Source organism: Pseudoalteromonas sp. Angola-7 (assembly GCF_028599255.1).
Lineage (GTDB): Bacteria > Pseudomonadota > Gammaproteobacteria > Enterobacterales > Alteromonadaceae > Pseudoalteromonas > Pseudoalteromonas atlantica.
Genome location: NZ_JAQREL010000006.1, coordinates 16,391 through 31,757 on the forward strand (window position 1 = coordinate 16,391; position 15,367 = coordinate 31,757).

Below are 15,367 nucleotides of genomic sequence, written 5' to 3' on the forward strand. Positions count from 1 at the left end.
TATGTGATAATATAACTATAGATTATCGCGTTTACGGCATTTATGCAAATGATTTTTACTCTCATTTACTGGTATTTTTGCTGGCTAATTACGCAAACAATTCAAAAAATAACCACTTAAACCAAAAATACTGGCTATTAGTTTTTAGGCTGTTATAACTATATAAAAAGTGTTAACAAGAAAATTTTTACGGTTTAGAGGTAAGCTATGAGCGACGCAGCACAACAAGAACAAATAGACCAAGGGGTGATGGAAACCCTTAGAGAGCGCGATCACACAGTCTTATCTGAGCAAATTAATCCAATAGACTGTACACACAACGATATTATTGAGCTATTAGCACAATATATGGCGTTAAGTGAGCAAGATAACGACGAACTATTTGACGATTGGTTTGATAATCTAAATAAAGAACAGCACACTGTTTTAAAAGTGTTTGAGGTATACCGCGGCCAATACGAGCACCAAAATTAATACTTAGGCGCAGGTGAAACGCTCACTTAGCTGCGCCTTATTAATTAACCACCAACCTGAGCTTTGGATAATAAAATTATCTCAAGCTGCTAATTTGTTTTGTTTTCACTTAAAATTTTTAGCTAGCGAAAGCAAACTTAAATATTTTAACGCCAGCTCAGATTAATGAATGCAATTATAATCAGAGTGTTAAGGCGTTTTCATACAGTTTTTGTCTGCATAGGGCGGGGCTAAACTGACATCAGGGTTCCAAATTCTATCCCACACTTTACTTAGGCTACTTAAATTTGAGCGCTGATTTAGTTTTTCAAAGTTGCTTACCTGCACTCCTTTGTTGGTTTTTTCACCAACTGCAAAATTAAATACGTAATAACACTCCATGCCCATACGTAAGTCAGATAAAACAATTTTATTTTGCTGCTCTTTCACGCTATAAAAACCTTTAGTAAACCACTGCAAACGTTGTACGCCCCATTCATTTTTAATATCGTTTAGTAAAGCGGGGCTTGTGTTATAGCGGTTTATTGTAACCTCTTCAGGGGAGTCAAATACCGAGGCATAACTTATGTAATATTGCCCATCAGACATTGCAACAACTCGCCATAGCAAGGTCGTAAGCGGGGCGGGGGTGCTTACATAGTTATTAATGTGTATGTGTTTATGTGCAAACGCGGCGTCTATTTTATTGTTAATTATTACTTTTAAAATAAGAGAGCTACTTAAATAAAGGCTACTGAGCACAAGCATAGCGGCGTTAATTTTATACATGCGCGGTGTGTGTATTTTAGGTATTAAAGTGCACAGAAAGGCCAACAATAACGGCAGGGTGTACAAGGGATCGATTATAAATATATTTGAAATAGCAAAAGGGTGCTCGCTAAGCGGCCAGATTAATTGCGTACCATATACTGTCAAGCTATCAAGTAATGCATGGGTCGATAAACATAAAAATACCAGCCAAAACCAGCGCGCTTTATGTATTTGCATGCCGGAGTGTATTTTTAAAATAAGCCAAACAATAAGGGGGCTAATTAATAAGTGCACAATAAACGAATGGCTAAAACCGCGATGATAAGTAAATGCCTCCACTGGCCCGCCATAAGGAATAAAAACATCTAAGTCGGGTAAAGTACCTAAAGCAGCACCCCATAAAGCGGCTTTTCGGCCAATTTTATTACCTAATACGGCGTAACCTACTGCGCTACCTAAAACTACCTGCGTTAACGAGTCCATTTTATTCCTTTTTATTTAGGGTGTTAGTTATGCTGCCCTTGGGCTTAAAACCAATCCACAATAATACTTAATCATATTGCGGGGCTAAACGTGTCGTTACCTGCGTTAAAAAATTTTCATTTACGACTGCATGGATGCAGGAGCAATTGCCGAGAACAACGCAATTGCAAATTTTTTGCTTAGCTATCAACACGTTTTTCCAGCCTCAATATAGATTACTTAATTAAGCGTTTGGTATAAAAACGTCACTTACAATTTCAGCAGTGGTTTTATAAAGTCTAAAAAGGCCATTATACGCGACGATACAGCACTGTTTTTGTAATACACCGCTTGCACAATTTCGCGGTTGTTTGGCGTGCTAATACTCCCTGGCTGTATTTCTATTAGCTTGCCTGATTTTAAATCATCACCAATCATAAAGTGCGAAAGCAGCGCCACCCCTTGGTTTGCCAAGCATAGTTGGCGTACAGTTTCGCCGCTACTGGCAGTTAAGCCAAAATTTAAAGCTGTGGGCGATTTTAGCGGCCAGTTATTAAGTTTGGGCGAGTCAGTAAAACCAATGAGTTTATGCTGGGTTAAGTCGCTGGTGTGCGAAATAGTCGGTGTATGTTTAAGGTAACTAGGGCTTGCAACTAAATGCAATTTACTTACGCCGAGCTTTTTTGCATGTAGGTTAGAGTCTTTTAACTCACCTATACGAATTGCTAAGTCGGTTTTATGTTCGAGCAAATCTATAATGCTGTCGTGGGAGGTTATATCAAGCGTAATGTGGGGGTATTGCGTATTAAATTCAGCAATTAAAGGTACCAATTGGTGCAGTACAAAGGGGCTTGCTGCATCAATACGTAATTTTCCACTGGGGGCTTGTTTTAAAAGCTTTATGGCTTCTTCGCCGGTTTGTAAGGTGTTTAAGCCATCGCGAGCATATTTAATAAAGGTATGGCCCTCTTCGGTTAGTTCTAATCGGCGAGTGGTCCTATTTAGTAATGTACATTGTAACGTGTTTTCAAGGCGAGACACGGCCCGCGATACTTTTGCTACTTGCTGATCAAGCAAATTAGCTGCTGCTGAAAAACTTCCGCTATCTACTACCGTTAAAAACATTTCTAAGTCTTCGGTTTTTGCATGCTGAGCCATACGTTAGCACCTTACTTTTGCATTAATTACAAAAGTATTTTGTCACTAATGCTATTTTTTGCAAACACATTTTTAGTCAAACTGTAAGCCTTAACTAATAACGAGGATTTAATTATGCCATTGGCTTTGTGGGCGCTCACCTTAAGCGCATTTGCAATAGGAACAACCGAGTTCGTAATAGTGGGATTAGTGCCTACTATTGCAAACGATTTAGGCGTAAGCCTACCTTCAGCGGGTTTGCTAGTTAGTTTATATGCAGTAGGGGTTGCCATTGGTGCACCAGTACTGACCGCACTAACTGGGCGTTGGAACCGTAAAATTGTACTAATAAGCTTAATGGGCTTATTTGTTTTAGGTAACTTACTTGCATGGCAAGCGCCTAGTTACGAAACATTAATACTAGCGCGTATTTTAACAGGCTTGGCTCATGGGGTGTTTTTCTCAATTGGCTCAATGATTGCCACAAGCTTAGTAAGTAAAGATAAAGAAGCCAGTGCTATTGCTATTATGTTTACCGGACTTACTGTAGCGCTAGTGACGGGTGTGCCACTAGGCACTTGGATTGGCCAACACTTTGGCTGGCGAGCAACGTTTTTAGTGGTGTCGGTACTGGGTTTAATCGCTTTAATTGGCAGCGCTATTTTAGTACCAAAAAACTTAAAACAGTCTATTCCGGCAACGTTTAAAGAGCAGCTTCAGGTTATTGTTAAGCCGCGCTTATTACTCGTATATTTAATGACAATTTTAGGTTACGGCGGCACGTTCACTGCGTTTACTTACTTAGCACCTATTTTAGAGCAAGAAACAGGTTTTGCTCCTTCAGCGATTGGTTTAATCATGCTGGTTTACGGTGTATCGGTAGCCATTGGTAATATTTGGGGCGGAAAACTGGCTGATAAACGTGGCCCAATTAGCGCACTGAGTATTATATTTAGCGCGCTGACAATTATTTTATTGGCTTTTACTTTTACGATGGAATCAAAAGTAGCGGCCGTACTGACTATTCTAGTTTGGGGTGCATGTGCGTTTGGTAACGTACCAGGCTTACAGCTTTATGTCGTAAAACAGGCGCAAAAGCATACTCCTAATGCGGTAGATGTCGCATCGGGCTTAAACATAGCAGCGTTTAATATTGGTATCGCACTGGGCTCAATTATTGGTGGCAGTGTAGTAGAGGGCATGTCACTTCAAGATACCGCTTGGATTGGCGCAGCAATTTGTGCTCTAGCATTAGTAGTAACTCGTTACAGTGGCATGCTTGATAAGCGAGAAGTGAAACAAGCATAAAGTATTCTGTTAAGGTTGAAACTTAAATTTATGACCTCATTACCTGTATTGAGGTCATAAATTTTTAGGTGACAACACAAAAGAAGTAAAAGGTGTATTTCGTAAAACTTTAAACAGTTTGTATTTTTAACCGATTATTTTATAAGGATAGAGCCATGACACAACGTGTAATAGAAATGCCAGATTTAGGCATGGGAACATTCCGTTTAGAAGGCGATACCGCCTACAATTCAGTAAAAATGGCGTTAGAAGTGGGGTTTCGTCATATTGATACTGCGCAAATTTATGGTAACGAAGAGCAAGTAGGCCAAGCCATAAAAGATAGTAACATTCCGCGCAGCGAAATATTTTTAACCACCAAAGTGTGGAACAACAAGCTTAACAAAACTGACTTTATTGCCAGCGTTGAAAAGTCACTCGAGAAATTACAAGTAGACTCTGTCGATCTACTGCTTATTCATTGGCCTGCGCCTTCAAATGATGAGCCAATGAGTGAGTACTTAACGGAGCTTTTAAAAGCTAAGCAGCTTGGTTTAACAAAACATATTGGCGTATCTAATTTTACTATTGCCAACTTAAACGAAGCAATGCAAACACTTGATTCGCGTGAAATATTTACTAACCAAGTTGAGGTGCATCCGTATTTAACCAATACTAAGCTACGCGCTTTTTGTGCCCAGCACGATATTCACGTTACAGCGTATATGCCATTTGTAGTTGGTAAAGTACTAAAAGATCAAACTATTATTGATATTGCTAATAAGCATGAGGCATCACCAGCGCAAGTAGTTATTGCATGGATTAATGCCAACGGCATGACCACTATTCCATCGTCAACTAAGCGTAAAAACTTAGAAGATAACTTTAATGACCATGTTAAATTAGACGCTGAAGACATTGCTCGTATTGACGGACTTGATTGTGGCGACCGCCAAGCAACGCCTGATTTTGCGCCGCAGTGGGATCAGTAATAAAATACGCAAAACAACATTAGGTGTAGCAAAGCTGCACCTTTATTTTTTTAAAAGGACTCCGTATGTTAACGGTAATTGCCACTATAGCGAGCAAAAATATTGACGCAGAGGTTGTTTTAACTGCGCTCGAAAATCTGCAAAAGTATTCACGTCAAGAAGTGGGTTGTTTGCGTTACGAGTTGTCGGTTAAACAAGACTCAGACAATACCGAGTACCTTGTAAGTGAGCAGTGGGCGTCGCAAGAACACTTTGAAGCTCATAAACAAGAGCCTCACTACAAAGCATTTGGTACCCAAGTTACCGGGCTTGTAACAAGCAGTAATATTGATGTGTACAACACCATCGGCTAGTAAAAGCACTCTTATTAGTTAATGAGTAAAATACAGTGGCGGCGTAAGCATACATCGCCATTTGCGTTACTTAGTCTTTTAAATACCCACCTCGTATTAAAACCTCAGCCTTTTATTTAATCGATAAATCGTACTTTAAAATAAGTGCATCTATGTAACGGGCACGTAATGTGTGTTGTTTTTCGTGATCGGCGCCGTGGCCTAATGCTTTATTGAGTAATTTCATCGCGGGGTGAAGCTGCGTACGCTCTTGTTGATTTAAACTTCCTTTAGTGCGCAATTCAGTAATATCGTCTACCAGCAAGCGGCCTATATCCACACATACTATTTCGTCAATTAAACCGTTTTGTGTCAGTACGCCGTATTTGCTGCATAAAAACTGTTGCCACACTTGCTGTAAATGCTCGTCTATTTCGCAGCCAAATAATTCTTCATTAAAAATAAAACCTTGCTGGGCAAGTTTACTCAGGCTTGCCGTGTACTGCTGCGCAAAGTAATTAAAGGCATTGCTTGAGGATTCAATTTTTTGTTTTATTAGCCCTTGCCCCCAATTTACACAGCCGCGCGGGTAATAGTCATCGTACTCTTCACATTCATACAAACCAGAGTACGAGCTGCAACTTAATTGGCTTTTTATACAATAACTTGGTTTAGGAAAAATACTTTGCTGCTGCCATGTATCTAGTTGCTCGGCATCAATATTTAAAGCATGGCAAAGCTCATCGGTGTTATAAAAATGAGTGGCTAAGTAGTCAGATAAACGCATAATGGCTCGCTTAAAGTTAAAAACACAAACACTGTTTAAATGTACAGTATTTGTATTTTGTATTATCAAACTAAATAACACAAGCCATTTTACGTTTATTATTCGCTTAGGCCTGCAAAAATGCGTGCAAGTATGTTACAAATAGCGCAAGTTTTATAAATAATGAATTTTTATGCGCACCCTAGAACAAATTAAACAAGCAAGCTTAATTACCGCCATTAAAACCCCATACTTAGCGAATGGTGAAATAGATTTAGCAAAGTACGATGAACTCGTTGAAATACAAATTGCAGCGGGTGTAGATGGCATTGTGGTTGGTGGTACAACCGGCGAAGGCCAGCTAATGAACTGGGAAGAGCATTTAATGCTTATCGCGCACAGTGCAAATAAATATGGCGATAAGCTCGTGATTGTAGGGAATACGGGTAGCAATAATACCCGCGAAGCTATTAAAGCCACTAAGTATGGCTTTGCAAGTGGTATGCATGCCGCGCTGCAAATTAACCCATATTATGGCCGCACTTCTATTGCTGGTGTTAACGAGCACTTTAAACGTGTACTGGATATTGGCCCTGCGTTTATTTACAACGTAGCAGGGCGCACAGGGCAAGATTTAACCCCTGATATTATTGAGCCATTAGCAAAACACCCTAATTTAATTGGTGTAAAAGAATGTGGTGGTAACGAGCGTATTGCTCATTACGAACAGCAAGGCATTGCGTGTTGGTCAGGTAACGATGACGAAGCACACGATGCACGTCACACGCACAATGCACACGGTGTTATATCGGTCACATCTAATCTTATACCAGGGTTGTTCCGCCAGTTAATGGATACTAAAAATGATGCGTTAAATACCTCATTACAACCTTTAATGAACTGGCTATTCTGCGAGCCAAACCCGATTGCAATAAACACCGCAATGATGATGACAGGCGCGGTAAATCCCGTATTTAGATTACCGTATGTGCCACTGAGCGATGAGCAACAAGCACAAGGCGAGGCCTTAATAAACGAGCTTAACGTTGATGATATTGTGGGCAATAAAGCTAAGTGTATAAAACAAAGTGATATTGCTTTGCTTTCTTAGGTTATATGAGCCAGCGCTGAACAGTTAGTAAGTGCTGGCGTTTATTTAATGAATATTTTACTTTTATTGCTAATATCGGTAAAATTCTCGCCCCCTTACTTACTAAATAACGTTTATTTGTGAAATTTGTTGTTGAACAACTCGCTACATGGATTAAGCCTGAACAGCGACAAAGCCCCTCTGAAAATTGGTACGACTCATCACCAATTACATTAAGTTGGGTACCTGCAATGCAGCGCAGAAGAATGACACCATTTGTAAAAATGGTTTTACATACTGCGCACCAGGTTACAAATGATAAAGGGTATGAAAACATGCCTGTTATTTTTTCATCACGCCATGGCGATTTCCATAAAACAGCTAATTTATTAGGAGAGCTTGGTGAGAAACAACCTCTATCTCCGACAGGCTTTGGTTTAAGTGTGCACAACGCTGCGATTGGTATGTATAGCATTATTAGCGGTAACACCCAACCTATGAACGCTATCGCAGCGGGTAAGGATAGTTTTGCTTGCGCTTTGATTGAAGCATATATAAAGTTGGTTGAGTATAAACAACCACATATATTACTTGTGCATACAGATGAGTCACTCCCAGAGCCGTACACAACATTTGTTGATGAGGCACAAATAACACATTCTATTGCGTTAGTTATACGTTTAGCTACAGAAAAAGAAGCTCATTTTAGTTTAACTAAACAAGCCGCTAACAATAGCGAACAAACAACTACTCCTTTAAGTTTAGAGCTTGCTAAAGCAATGTTTAACAAACAAAGCGCCAGTGCTAATGGTTGGTTGTTAACACACTATGCTTAATACAATAATAAGAGTAATAGGCCTTGTTTGGCGCATTATAGCCACTGGCCTTTGTTTTAGTGTATTTGGTTTGGGTGGGCTATTTTTAGCCTTACTACTATTCCCCGTTCAACGTTTATTTCAACGCTGTCCTGTAAAGCAAAAAGAAAATGCGCGTACGGTAGTGCATTATAGCTTTAAATTTTTTGTCGCTTTAATGCATTATACTGGCGCTATCCGTTTTCATATTAAAGATAAAGCCCATTTAGCTAATTTGAAAGGCGAGCTTGTTTTGGCTAATCACCCATCACTTATTGATGTTGTGGTACTTATATCGGTTATTAAAAATGTTGATTGCGTTGTAAAAGCACACCTTTTTAAAAACCCTTTTATGCGTGGTGTGATAAAAAGTACAGGTTATATAAGCAATGAAGACCCGCAAGAATTATTAAAAGAATGCGAGCAAACACTAAAAAGAGGGAATAACTTAATTGTTTTTCCTGAGGGAACACGTTCAGTACCTCATAATTCGCTTAAATTTAAAAGAGGGGCTGCAAATATAGCCCTTAGATGTCATGCCCCTATAACCACCGTATTGATTAAAATGAAACCTAATACGTTAACTAAAGGGACGCCTTGGTACAAAGTAGCCCCATACCAAGCGCATTTTTCTATGCAACTAGCACCACATACTTTCAAAAGCGATATTATTTATACAAGCGACGTACCTGCAATACAGTCCCGCCAGCTTACGAAAGGCTTACAACAATACTTTACAAAAGAGCTTAGCTATATATGAGTGAATTAAAACAACAAATTAAACAATTGATTATTTCGAGCCTAGATCTTGAAGATATGACCACTGCCGATATAAAAGACGACGAGCCTTTATTTGTAGATGGTTTAGGGCTAGATAGCATTGATGCGCTAGAGCTCGGGCTTGCTATCAAAAAAGAATTTGACGTAAAAATTGATGCAAATTCAGAACAAACTAAAGCGCATTTTGCGAGTGTTAACTCTTTAGCGCAATTTATAGAACAATCACGTACTTAATTAACACACACTAGGAATAATAATGAAAACCGCTGCTGAAATTTATGATGTATTACACGGCATTTTAGAAAATGAATTTGAAATAGATGCTGAAGATATCTCTTTAGAAGCTAACCTGTACGAAGATTTAGACTTAGACAGTATTGACGCTGTAGATTTAGTTGTTAAGTTACGTGAAATTACAGGTAAGAAAATTGAGCCTGACGCATTTAAACAAGTTCGCACTGTGCAAGATGTTGTATCTGAAATAGAAAAGCTCGTTAAATAAGCATGTTTAAGGCATTTTTATCAGCGTTAATAATGATTTTTTTAACCTGTTACCCTTTCATTGTTTATATAGGGCTGACACGTTTCAACAGTTATTTACTCACTGTGATTTTATTAACACTGTTAATAATAAGGCTTTGGTTAAGCAAGCCTTTATTAGCTAAAATGCCATGGATAAAGCCAGCCTCATTACTTGGAATTTTAGCTATTGGCTTATCAAAAACGATGGGCAGTGATTTTGGTATTCGGCTTTATCCGGTTATTGTAAATACTGTTATGTTTTTTGTTTTTGCTTACTCGCTTTATAAAGGTCCAAGTATCATAGAAACGTTTGCGCGTATCACTGAGCCAAAGCTTGATAAAAGAGCCATTTCGTACACTAAAAATGTAACTAAAATATGGTGCGTTTTTTTTGTTTTTAACGCCAGTATAGCGTTATACACTAGTGTGTTTACAAGTCTTGATGTGTGGGCATTTTATAACGGTTTTATTGCATACATTATTATGGGTGTTTTATTTGCAGTAGAGTGGTTAGTAAGGAAAAAAGTAAAAAGGAATGCAGGTGTTTAATACTTTAGATAACGCAAGCATAAATATTCGATTTAATCATAACGGCTCAGCGTTATCTGAGCGTCAATTTGTTAATGATATTAATCAAGTATTGGCTAAAATTCCGCAATCGCCTACTAAAGCATCGGCAGTGCTTTTCAACAGTAGTAGCTATGATTTTGCTGTAAACCTTTTTGCATTGGCGCATAAAGGCTGGACTATAATTTTACCGCCTAATGGTCAAAGCGAAACACTCAATGCGCTTTTAGAGCAAACCCCTTACTATTTGGGCGATAGTGATTTAGTCGAACATGCGACTACGCCATTTGAAAATATTGGTAATTTAACAACGACACCTAACTACACACCGTTCAATAAAATTGCTTGGCCGAGTGAAGGTAACCTTGTTTTTTATACTTCAGGCTCTTCAGGTCAAGCTAAGCCTATTTTTAAATCGTGGCGAGTGCTTAATAAAGAGATAAAAACGCTCAACAGTACGTTTGCTTTAAAACGTAATCCTGTATTTATTGCCAGTGTTTCGCATCAGCATATTTACGGTTTGTTATTTAGAGTGTTATGGCCGCTTAGCAATAACCACATAATTGATACAGACTTGCTTAACTACCCCGAACATATTGCTACTAAACTTAAAACAATTACACAGGCCGTGTTTATATCCAGTCCGGCACAGCTAAAGCGGCTGCATCAAGATAACGTTTTAATAGAAGAAAAGTCACATTTACAGTGGGTTTTCTCATCCGGTGGGCCGCTTCAAAATGAAGACGCTGTCACTTTAAATAAACAGCTAAATAAACCCATTACTCAAGTATTTGGCAGCACCGAAACTGGCGGAATTGCATATCGTCAGGTTGTGTCTTTAGAGAACGTTAGTCATTGGCAACCATTTTTAGGGATCACATTACACAGTACCTCTGAACAACGATTAGTGTTGAATTCGCCTTTAGTTGAGCAAACAAACTATTTATTAGATGACCGAGGTACATTATTTCAAAATGGCCAATTTGAATTACTAGGTCGTTTTGACCGTATTATAAAGCTTGAAGAAAAACGCTTAAGCCTTGACGAACTAGAGCTACATTTATGCAAAAGTGAGTGGGTACAGGAAGCTAAAGTAATAATGCTAAATGGGAAACGTTTAGTATTAGGCGCTGTTATAGTGCTTACACAGAAAGGACAAGCATATTTAAATACAAATGGAAAGTTAGCGACTAATACGCTTTTAAAAACACATACATTGAATCGTTTTGAAGGGATCTGCACGCCTAAAAAATGGCGTTTTCTAAATCAATTACCCTACAACACGCAAGCTAAAATAAATTTAAAAGTATTGGAGTCTCTTTTTGTCAAAGCTGATTAACACAAAGCCTGAACTTGTTAACTGTGTATCGTCAACACAGAGTCATTGCCTAACGCTTTTTATACCGCCAAGTTTAGATTATTTTAAAGGTCACTTTAGTCAAGGCCCTATTTTAGCAGGTGTAGTGCAGCTCGATTGGGCCGTAAATGCCGTGCGAAAATACTTTAATGTTAAACGTGAAGTAAAAGATATTGAAGTGCTTAAGTTTCAGGTTGTTATTACCCCTGGTCTAACAATTAAATTAACTGTAGAAGAAAAGCCTGGCGGTAAGTATGGCTTTTCGTATCAATCAGATAAAGGCCAACACGCCTCAGGGCGTATAGTGTTTAAAAGTGATACAGATGAATAATTTTTGTATTGTTATACCTAATTTTAATCATGTAAGTGTTATTGATGAAGTACTTGCAACGTTAACTGAGTATACGCTGCCAATAATAATGGTTGATGATGCCAGTAGTGTGCAGGCTAAATCTCTTTTTGCTACTCTTGAGAAAAAATATGCCCACCTCACTCTTATATCGCATGAGCAAAATGAAGGCAAAGGCGGTGCGGTACAAACAGGATTGCGCTGGGCGTATGAGCAAGGTTATAGCCATGCAATACAAGTAGATGCTGATGGGCAACATAATTTATCAGATATCAAAAAGTTGATTGAGCTTTCAAACACACACCCACAGGCATTAATTAGTTGTTGCCCAGTGTATGATGAATCGGTTCCCAAGCACCGTTACTTAGCACGTTATTTAACCCATGTGTGGGTATGGATAGAAACGCTCAGCTTTAAAATTGTGGACTCAATGTGTGGTTTTAGAGTCTACCCTTTAAATGTGACTAATAAGCTTATAAGTGAGGTTAATCTCGGTAAGCGTATGGACTTTGATCCAGAAATACTGGTTAGGTTATATTGGCGCAACGTTCCATTTGTTTTTTTACCAAGCCAGGTTATTTACCCAGAAAATGGCTTGTCACACTTCCAGCCACTCCAAGATAATGTGCGTATTTCGTGGTTACATACGCGTTTATTTTTTGGCATGCTGCTTCGTTCACCTGTTTTACTATGGCATAAATATAAGAGACGTTATGGCCGTTAAACATTGGTCTAAAATGCAAGAGCGAGGTAACTTTTTAGGTATACAAATATTACTATTTGCCCATAAAGTACTTGGTCGTAAAGGGCTGTGGGTTATTTTGTTCCCGGTTGTTTGCTATTTGTTTATTACCGGTAAAGTTGCACGCGCGGCTTCTAAGCAGTTTTTAGTCCAAGTTAATAATTACAATAATGTTGAGCGTAAAGTAACTTTTAAACAACAGCTTATGCATTTTTGTAGTTTTGCCGATAGCGCCCTTGATAAAATTGATGGTTGGCTCGGTCGAATTTCAAAAAAGGATATCCAATATACTAATGAACAGCTGTTTATTGATTTAAATGAGCAACAGCAAGGGGCCATTTTTATTGGTTCTCACTTGGGTAACCTTGAGGTATGTAGAGCACTGAGCCAGCATCGCAGCAGTAAAAAAATTAATGTGCTTGTATTTACTCATCACGCTGTTGAATTTAATAAAATGCTTAAAAAAATTAACCCCGCGGTGTCGGTTAACTTAATTCAAGTGAGCGATATGGGGCCTGATCTAGCTATTTTATTAAAAGATAAAGTAGAGCAGGGTGAAATAGTCGTTATTGTTGGTGATAGAACAAGCGCTACAACGGGTGAGCGATCAACACGTGTTGAGTTTTTAGGTAAGCCAGCATCTTTTTCTCAAGGGCCTTTTATATTAGCTGCATTATTAGATTGCCCCGTTTACTTTTTATTTTGCTTAAAAGATAAAAAAACAAAAAAGTATCATGTGATTTTTGAACATTATAGCCAAACATTAAAAATACCCCGCTCACAAAGGCAAGGTCTATTAACCACTGTGATTACAGATTTTTCTGCACGTTTAGGCTTTTATGCCGCGCGGTATCCTTATCAGTGGTTTAATTTTTATGATTTTTGGCAAAACGATCAGCAAGTAGAACGCAGCAATGCAAAGGAGAAGTAGAGTGTCAGCTCAGGAAGTACAGCTTTTTGGAAACCAACAACTTTCTATTGAAGATATTGTTAATATTGCACATCAAAATACTCAGGTGCAATTAAGTGGCTGCGAGCAATTTAGCGCAAAAATTGATAGCGCGCTTGGCTTTTTAGACTCTCTACTCAAAGAAGATGGTGTGATTTATGGGGTAACTACAGGCTATGGTGACTCAGTCACGGTTCCTGTGCCACTTAACTTAGTTGATGAGCTGCCATTACATTTAACGCGCTTTCATGGTTGTGGACTAGGCGATGTGTTTAATAAAGTGCAAGGGCGTGCAATTTTAGCTACGCGCTTAGCATCACTTTCACAAGGCTATTCTGGCGTAAGCTGGGAAATGCTTAATCTTCTCAAAGACTATTTAAACCTTGATATAGTACCTGTTATTCCTCAAGAAGGCTCGGTAGGCGCTAGCGGTGATTTAACCCCACTGTCGTATGTAGCAGGTGCTATGGTTGGTGAACGTGATGTTTTTTACAAAGATAAAATACTTAACAGCGCACAGGTAATGCAAGCGGCTGGTTTAAAGCCTTTAACGCTTCGCCCAAAAGAGGGGCTTGCAGTTATGAATGGTACAGCTGTGATGACCGCACTGGCTTGTTTAGCGTTTGATAGAGCCAATTACTTAGCAAAACTTGCAAGTAGGATTACTGCATTGTCTAGCCTTGCTCTTAAAGGTAATAGTCATCATTTTGATGAAATTTTATTCTCTGTTAAGCCTCATCCTGGGCAGCAACAAGTTGCTAAATGGATACGAGATGATTTAAACCATCATGACCATCCTCGTAACGCTGATAGACTGCAAGATAGGTACTCTATTCGCTGTGCACCGCATGTTATTGGTGTGTTGCAAGATAGTTTGCCATTTTTCAGGCAGATGATAGAAAACGAGCTTAATTCTGCAAACGATAACCCTATTATTGATGGCGAGGGTGAGCATGTACTTCATGGTGGCCATTTTTATGGCGGCCACATTGCAATGGCAATGGATAGTATGAAAACGGCGATTGCAAATCTGGCAGATTTAGCTGACAGGCAAATCGCTTCATTGGTCGATACTAAATTTAATAATGGATTACCATCAAATTTATCAGACAGTGAGGCTGAACGTCGTTACATAAATCATGGCTTTAAAGCCGTGCAAATAGGCGCCAGTGCCTATACTGCTGAAGCGCTTAAGTTAACGATGCCTGCAAGTGTATTTTCTCGCTCTACTGAGTGCCATAATCAAGATAAAGTAAGTATGGGGACTATTGCCTCACGTGATTGTTTGCGTATTTTACAGCTTACAGAGCAGGTTATTGCAAGTACGTTACTAGCAAGTATTCAAGGGGTGAGGCTGCGTATTAAACAAGGCGAACTCGAATTTTCAAGTTTAACTGCAGATATGCAAGCGATGTATACTGACATAACTCATTATTTCGAAAACCTAACTGAAGATAGGCCAATGGAAGCGGTACTTAGACAAACCATTAGTTATATTCAAGAAAAACGTTGGGCTTTATATGAATAGTAAAGGCGCTTTGCTAACTCATGAAGTGGAAATTGAAATTCCATTTCATGACTGCGATCCGATGAATGTTGTATGGCATGGTAATTACCCTCGCTACTTAGAGGTGGCTCGCTGTGAGTTACTGCGATTATTTGATTACGACTATCCTCAAATGATGGAGTCGGGTTATGCGTGGCCAATAGTGGATATGCAAATTAAGTACGTGGCATCCGCCATATTTACCCAAAAAATTAAAGTGACCGCGCATTTAAAAGAGTTCGAAAACCGATTAAAAATTGATTATGTAATTACAGATGCCATAACGAATAAGCGTATTACTAAAGCGACTACCACTCAAGTTGCTGTTGAGATATCGACTAAAGAAATGCAGTTTGCCTCACCAGCGGTGATAGTTGATAAGCTTGCAAAAATACTTAGCTAATATTGGAT

The 15,367-nt window shown here is 38.8% G+C and carries 19 protein-coding genes; 16 read left to right on the forward strand and 3 right to left on the reverse strand.

Annotated features, from left to right (window positions below; translation table 11 throughout):
* Positions 1–207: 207 nt before the first annotated feature.
* Positions 208–474, forward strand: coding sequence for a hypothetical protein (locus PSH50_RS09990; protein WP_024031803.1), 267 nt, complete (start codon positions 208–210; stop codon positions 472–474).
* 189 nt (positions 475–663) lie between these two features.
* Here the strand turns inward: PSH50_RS09990 and PSH50_RS09995 are convergent, their stop codons facing one another.
* Both PSH50_RS09995 and PSH50_RS10000 read right to left on the reverse strand, forming a co-directional pair.
* Entirely contained in the window at positions 664–1,707 is a 1,044-nt protein-coding gene (locus tag PSH50_RS09995; protein ID WP_273586311.1) for a metal-dependent hydrolase, read from the reverse strand.
* A 249-nt stretch (positions 1,708–1,956) separates the two neighbouring features.
* Positions 1,957–2,844 (reverse strand): LysR family transcriptional regulator, encoded by an 888-nt coding sequence (locus tag PSH50_RS10000; protein WP_273586312.1) that lies wholly within the window; start codon positions 2,842–2,844, stop codon positions 1,957–1,959.
* Between the two features lie 114 nt (positions 2,845–2,958).
* On the opposite strand from PSH50_RS10000, the gene PSH50_RS10005 reads away from it, so the two are divergent.
* From PSH50_RS10005 to PSH50_RS10015, 3 genes are all read left to right on the forward strand, one after another.
* Positions 2,959–4,131, forward strand: coding sequence for an MFS transporter (locus tag PSH50_RS10005; protein WP_273586313.1), 1,173 nt, complete (start codon positions 2,959–2,961; stop codon positions 4,129–4,131).
* A 155-nt stretch (positions 4,132–4,286) separates the two neighbouring features.
* Positions 4,287–5,102, forward strand: a complete 816-nt coding sequence (gene dkgB / locus PSH50_RS10010) for a 2,5-didehydrogluconate reductase DkgB (protein ID WP_004586484.1) — start codon at positions 4,287–4,289, stop codon at positions 5,100–5,102.
* 65 nt (positions 5,103–5,167) lie between these two features.
* Positions 5,168–5,455, forward strand: coding sequence for a putative quinol monooxygenase (locus tag PSH50_RS10015; protein ID WP_138684636.1), 288 nt, complete (start codon positions 5,168–5,170; stop codon positions 5,453–5,455).
* 112 nt (positions 5,456–5,567) lie between these two features.
* Here the strand turns inward: PSH50_RS10015 and PSH50_RS10020 are convergent, their stop codons facing one another.
* Complete coding sequence (locus tag PSH50_RS10020) at positions 5,568–6,221, reverse strand: DUF6058 family natural product biosynthesis protein (RefSeq protein WP_024031799.1); 654 nt, start codon at positions 6,219–6,221, stop codon at positions 5,568–5,570.
* A gap of 172 nt (positions 6,222–6,393) precedes the next feature.
* Between PSH50_RS10020 and dapA the strand changes: the two genes are divergently transcribed.
* The 12 genes from dapA (at position 6,394) to PSH50_RS10080 (ending at position 15,359) form a co-directional block, all read left to right on the forward strand.
* A complete protein-coding gene (gene dapA / locus PSH50_RS10025; RefSeq protein WP_004586481.1) occupies positions 6,394–7,311 on the forward strand; it encodes a 4-hydroxy-tetrahydrodipicolinate synthase in 918 nt (305 codons plus the stop codon).
* 119 nt (positions 7,312–7,430) lie between these two features.
* Positions 7,431–8,126 carry a beta-ketoacyl synthase chain length factor gene (locus PSH50_RS10030; protein WP_273586314.1) on the forward strand — a complete coding sequence of 232 codons (696 nt, stop codon included), beginning with the start codon at positions 7,431–7,433 and terminating at the stop codon, positions 8,124–8,126.
* Positions 8,119–8,904 (forward strand): 1-acyl-sn-glycerol-3-phosphate acyltransferase, encoded by a 786-nt coding sequence (locus PSH50_RS10035; protein WP_273586315.1) that lies wholly within the window; start codon positions 8,119–8,121, stop codon positions 8,902–8,904. Before PSH50_RS10030 ends, PSH50_RS10035 begins: the two co-directional genes overlap by 8 nt.
* The gene (locus tag PSH50_RS10040) at positions 8,901–9,158 is read left to right on the forward strand and encodes a phosphopantetheine-binding protein (protein ID WP_004586478.1); all 258 of its coding nucleotides are present in this window, start codon (positions 8,901–8,903) and stop codon (positions 9,156–9,158) included. The genes PSH50_RS10035 and PSH50_RS10040 overlap by 4 nt, the downstream gene beginning before the upstream one ends.
* A gap of 22 nt (positions 9,159–9,180) precedes the next feature.
* On the forward strand, positions 9,181–9,426 hold the full coding sequence (locus tag PSH50_RS10045; protein WP_004586477.1) for an acyl carrier protein: 246 nt from the start codon (positions 9,181–9,183) through the stop codon (positions 9,424–9,426).
* A 164-nt stretch (positions 9,427–9,590) separates the two neighbouring features.
* Positions 9,591–9,995 (forward strand): hypothetical protein, encoded by a 405-nt coding sequence (locus PSH50_RS10050; RefSeq protein WP_236695087.1) that lies wholly within the window; start codon positions 9,591–9,593, stop codon positions 9,993–9,995.
* On the forward strand, positions 9,982–11,352 hold the full coding sequence (locus tag PSH50_RS10055; protein ID WP_273586316.1) for an AMP-binding protein: 1,371 nt from the start codon (positions 9,982–9,984) through the stop codon (positions 11,350–11,352). Before PSH50_RS10050 ends, PSH50_RS10055 begins: the two co-directional genes overlap by 14 nt.
* Positions 11,336–11,701, forward strand: a complete 366-nt coding sequence (locus PSH50_RS10060; RefSeq protein ID WP_273586317.1) for a thioester dehydrase — start codon at positions 11,336–11,338, stop codon at positions 11,699–11,701. The genes PSH50_RS10055 and PSH50_RS10060 overlap by 17 nt, the downstream gene beginning before the upstream one ends.
* A complete protein-coding gene (locus PSH50_RS10065; protein ID WP_273586318.1) occupies positions 11,694–12,443 on the forward strand; it encodes a glycosyltransferase family 2 protein in 750 nt (249 codons plus the stop codon). Before PSH50_RS10060 ends, PSH50_RS10065 begins: the two co-directional genes overlap by 8 nt.
* Positions 12,433–13,392, forward strand: coding sequence for an acyltransferase (locus PSH50_RS10070; RefSeq protein WP_029771996.1), 960 nt, complete (start codon positions 12,433–12,435; stop codon positions 13,390–13,392). Before PSH50_RS10065 ends, PSH50_RS10070 begins: the two co-directional genes overlap by 11 nt.
* Before the next feature lies 1 nt (position 13,393).
* A complete protein-coding gene (gene hutH / locus PSH50_RS10075; protein WP_273586319.1) occupies positions 13,394–14,938 on the forward strand; it encodes a histidine ammonia-lyase in 1,545 nt (514 codons plus the stop codon).
* Positions 14,931–15,359, forward strand: coding sequence for a thioesterase family protein (locus PSH50_RS10080; protein WP_096042938.1), 429 nt, complete (start codon positions 14,931–14,933; stop codon positions 15,357–15,359). The genes hutH and PSH50_RS10080 overlap by 8 nt, the downstream gene beginning before the upstream one ends.
* Positions 15,360–15,367 lie beyond the last annotated feature (8 nt).

Excerpts from the sequence above, each read along its gene's own strand:
- PSH50_RS10050 (WP_236695087.1), top strand. The coding sequence starts at position 9,591 with ATGCCATGGATAAAGCCAGCCTCATTACTTGGAATTTTAGCTATTGGC.
- PSH50_RS10020 (WP_024031799.1), bottom strand. The coding sequence starts at position 6,221 with ATGCGTTTATCTGACTACTTAGCCACTCATTTTTATAACACCGATGAG.
- PSH50_RS10005 (WP_273586313.1), top strand. The coding sequence starts at position 2,959 with ATGCCATTGGCTTTGTGGGCGCTCACCTTAAGCGCATTTGCAATAGGA.
- PSH50_RS10065 (WP_273586318.1), top strand. The coding sequence starts at position 11,694 with ATGAATAATTTTTGTATTGTTATACCTAATTTTAATCATGTAAGTGTT.
- dkgB (WP_004586484.1), top strand. The coding sequence starts at position 4,287 with ATGACACAACGTGTAATAGAAATGCCAGATTTAGGCATGGGAACATTC.
- dapA (WP_004586481.1), top strand. The coding sequence starts at position 6,394 with ATGCGCACCCTAGAACAAATTAAACAAGCAAGCTTAATTACCGCCATT.
- PSH50_RS10080 (WP_096042938.1), top strand. The coding sequence starts at position 14,931 with ATGAATAGTAAAGGCGCTTTGCTAACTCATGAAGTGGAAATTGAAATT.
- PSH50_RS09995 (WP_273586311.1), bottom strand. The coding sequence starts at position 1,707 with ATGGACTCGTTAACGCAGGTAGTTTTAGGTAGCGCAGTAGGTTACGCC.
- PSH50_RS10015 (WP_138684636.1), top strand. The coding sequence starts at position 5,168 with ATGTTAACGGTAATTGCCACTATAGCGAGCAAAAATATTGACGCAGAG.
- PSH50_RS10040 (WP_004586478.1), top strand. The coding sequence starts at position 8,901 with ATGAGTGAATTAAAACAACAAATTAAACAATTGATTATTTCGAGCCTA.
- PSH50_RS10035 (WP_273586315.1), top strand. The coding sequence starts at position 8,119 with ATGCTTAATACAATAATAAGAGTAATAGGCCTTGTTTGGCGCATTATA.
- PSH50_RS09990 (WP_024031803.1), top strand. The coding sequence starts at position 208 with ATGAGCGACGCAGCACAACAAGAACAAATAGACCAAGGGGTGATGGAA.
- PSH50_RS10045 (WP_004586477.1), top strand. The coding sequence starts at position 9,181 with ATGAAAACCGCTGCTGAAATTTATGATGTATTACACGGCATTTTAGAA.
- PSH50_RS10000 (WP_273586312.1), bottom strand. The coding sequence starts at position 2,844 with ATGGCTCAGCATGCAAAAACCGAAGACTTAGAAATGTTTTTAACGGTA.
- PSH50_RS10055 (WP_273586316.1), top strand. The coding sequence starts at position 9,982 with ATGCAGGTGTTTAATACTTTAGATAACGCAAGCATAAATATTCGATTT.
- PSH50_RS10070 (WP_029771996.1), top strand. The coding sequence starts at position 12,433 with ATGGCCGTTAAACATTGGTCTAAAATGCAAGAGCGAGGTAACTTTTTA.